Origin of the sequence: Burkholderia sp. Ac-20379 (genome assembly GCF_017104645.1) — a bacterium.
Lineage (GTDB): Bacteria > Pseudomonadota > Gammaproteobacteria > Burkholderiales > Burkholderiaceae > Burkholderia.
Map to the genome: position 1 here is coordinate 1 of NZ_JAAGPF010000551.1, position 2,842 is coordinate 2,842.

General features: G+C 67.9%; 2 protein-coding genes. Both read right to left on the reverse strand.

Going from position 1 to position 2,842, the window contains the following annotated elements:
• Nucleotides 1-62 precede the first annotated feature (62 nt).
• The gene (locus tag G3N92_RS32600) at nt 63-1,697 is read right to left on the reverse strand and encodes a methyl-accepting chemotaxis protein (RefSeq protein WP_206131643.1); all 1,635 of its coding nucleotides are present in this window, start codon (nt 1,695-1,697) and stop codon (nt 63-65) included.
• Between the two features lie 412 nt (nt 1,698-2,109).
• The coding region (locus G3N92_RS32605; RefSeq protein WP_206131644.1) for an ABC transporter permease at nt 2,110-2,842 on the reverse strand (733 nt) is incomplete at its 5' end.

Genomic DNA, 2,842 nt, shown 5'->3' on the forward strand with positions numbered 1-2,842 from the left:
GAGCCGGCGGGCCGCGCGCGCGGCGGGCAGGGCGCCGTCGCGCAGCAGGCAGGGGACGGGGTTCATGCCGTCACCATGCGCCAGTCGGTCTGGCTCGCGCGGCGCGGCTCGGCCGCCGCCTGGCCGCCCCGGCGTTCCGTTTCCAGCCGGAACGTAGCCACCGTCTCGTCGAGCTGGCGGCCTTGCGCCTCCAGCGATTTCGACGCCGCCGCGGCCTGTTCGACCAGCGCCGCGTTCTGCTGCGTCGTTTCGTCCATCTGCGTGATGGTCAGGTTGACCTGATCGATGCCGCGGCTCTGCTCGGCCGACGCGGCGGCGATCTCGCCCATGATGTCGGTCACGCGCGCCACGGCCTGCGTGACCTCGGCCATGGTGCGGCCCGCCTCGCCGGCCAGCACCGCGCCGTCCTGCACGGTCTGCACCGAGGCCGTGATCAATTCCTTGATTTCCTTGGCCGCGCTCGACGAGCGCTGCGCCAGCGCGCGCACCTCGCTGGCCACCACCGCGAAGCCGCGGCCCTGTTCGCCGGCCCGCGCGGCTTCCACGGCGGCGTTCAGCGCGAGGATGTTGGTCTGGAACGCGATGCCCTCGATCATGCCGGTGATGTCGGCGATCTTCGACGAGCGCTCGCCGAGGTCGTTCATCGTATGCACCACGCGCCCGACCGCGTGGCTGCCGCGCTGCGCGACTTCCGAGGCGCTCGACGCGAACGTGCTGGCCTGCTGGGCGTTCTCGGCGTTCAACCGCACCGTGGACGTGAATTCCTCCATGGTGGCGGCCGTTTCCTGCAGCGAGGCGGCCTGCTGCTCGGTGCGCACGCTGAGGTCGACGTTGCCCGCGGCGATTTCGCCCACCGCCAGCGCGATGCCCGAGCTGCCTTCGCGCACCCGCGCGACGATCCCGGAAAGCCGCGTGTTCATGGTGTCGAGCGCTTCGAGCAGGTCGCGCGTTTCGTCGTGGCCGCGCACCTCGATGCGGCTCGTCAGGTCGCCGTCGGCCACCGTGCGCGCCACGCGCACCGCTTCCGAGAGCGGCCGCGTGATCGAGCGCGTGATCCACAGCCCGGCCAGCGCGGCCAGCGCCACGGCGCCGGCGCACACGCCGAGCATCAGCATGCGGGTCTGCACGAAGCGGTCTTGATTGCGCTGGGTGGTGGCCAGTTCCTGTTCGTGCGTATAGGTGGCGTAGGCGTCCGTCGCGCGCACCAGTTCGGCCAGCAGCGGCCGGCATTTTTCGTCGATCGCGAGCGTGGCGTCGTCGCGCTTGCCGTCCAGCGCCTGCTTGACGATCGCCAGCGCCACCGGGCCGTAGCGGCTTTCGACGTCGGCGATGTTGGCGGCGAGCTGGCGGGCCTTGGGCGGCGCGTCGGCGGCGTTGGCCAGCATCGTCTGCAGTTGCGCGAGGTAGCGCTGCACGTCGGCATGGGCGCGCTGCACGTCGGCCGTCTCGAGCGCGATGTCGTCGGGCTTGGTCACCAGCACGAGGTTGCGCGCGGCGATCGCGCGGCGGTCCACCGCGTTGCGGATCTGCGCGGCCATGTTGGCGCGGGCGTTGACGCCGGCCGTGTAATCGGCGAAGGCCTGATTCGCGTTCCCCAGCGCTTGCAGGGCGAACGCCGAAATGGCGACCACGATCACCGCAAGCATGCCGAATCCACCGAGCAGTTTGTGTTTGATGCTCCGCCGCAGGATTTTCATGAATGGCCTCTCTCTATAAGGTTCGGATCGACGATGCCAGGGGGAACGTTCGTCGTAAATAGGTTAACGGAGTGGCGATTTGTTTCTTTACCTTCCCGAACCCGAATATCGTTGACCCGAATCAAAGAATAAGCCGGACAATATTTCACCCCTTATCGATACGAAAATCCTTATTGGGCAAGGGTTTGGGATGCATGCATTGCCATGCTTTTAAATGTGAATCGTTTGCTATCTCATTGATCTGATGTATTGGGGTCGTTATCGTGGATTAGATATTCACCCATGATTTTTGGGTGCGCGGATTGAATGCGAAACGATAGGGGGATATGGAAAATCGGCTTGTCCGATTTTCCGGTCGAGAAAATCAATAGGATTGAATGAAAATCGGAAATACCGAAAAACGGGTAGGGATTTACTCGGCGCGACTGTCCGAGGCGGGGCGCGACGGCGCGAAGCGGCGCGCGGCGAGGCCGAGCGCGTCGTACACGAGCACGGCGAGCAGCGCGACGATCACGCCGCCTTGCAGCACGAACGCCGTGTTCGAGGTTTGCAGGCCGGCGATGATCACGTCGCCGAGGCCCTGGGCGGCCACCGTCGAGCCGATCGTGGCGGTGCCGAGGTTGATGACCACGGCCAGCCGCACGCCGTTGAGGATCACCGGCGCGGCCAGCGGCAGCTCGATCGACACGAGCCGCTGGCGCGCGCTCATGCCCATGCCGCGCGCGGCGTCGAGCGTGGCCGGCGCGATCGAGCCGAGCCCGGCCAGCGTGCTTTCGAACACCGGCAGCAGGCCGTAGAGCGTCAGCGCGAGCAGCACCGGCTTCGCGCCGAAGCCGACGGCCGGCACCGCCAGTGCGAGCACGGCCACCGGCGGGAAGGTCTGGCCGAGGTTCGCGATGCTGCGCGCCACCGGCAGGAAATCGGCGCCGGCCGGGCGCGTGACGGCGATGCCGGCCAGGATCGCCAGCGCCGAGCCGATCAGGCTCGATACGGCCACCAGCGCCAGGTGCGAGAGCGTCAGGCTGACGAGGCTGGCGCGGTCGTAGATGGCCGGCGCGCCGTGCTCGGCGAGCGGCGCGAACAGCGGCTGGAGCCACGCGGGCCGCAGCATCAGCACGAGCAGGGCGGCCAGCGCGGCGAGCCGG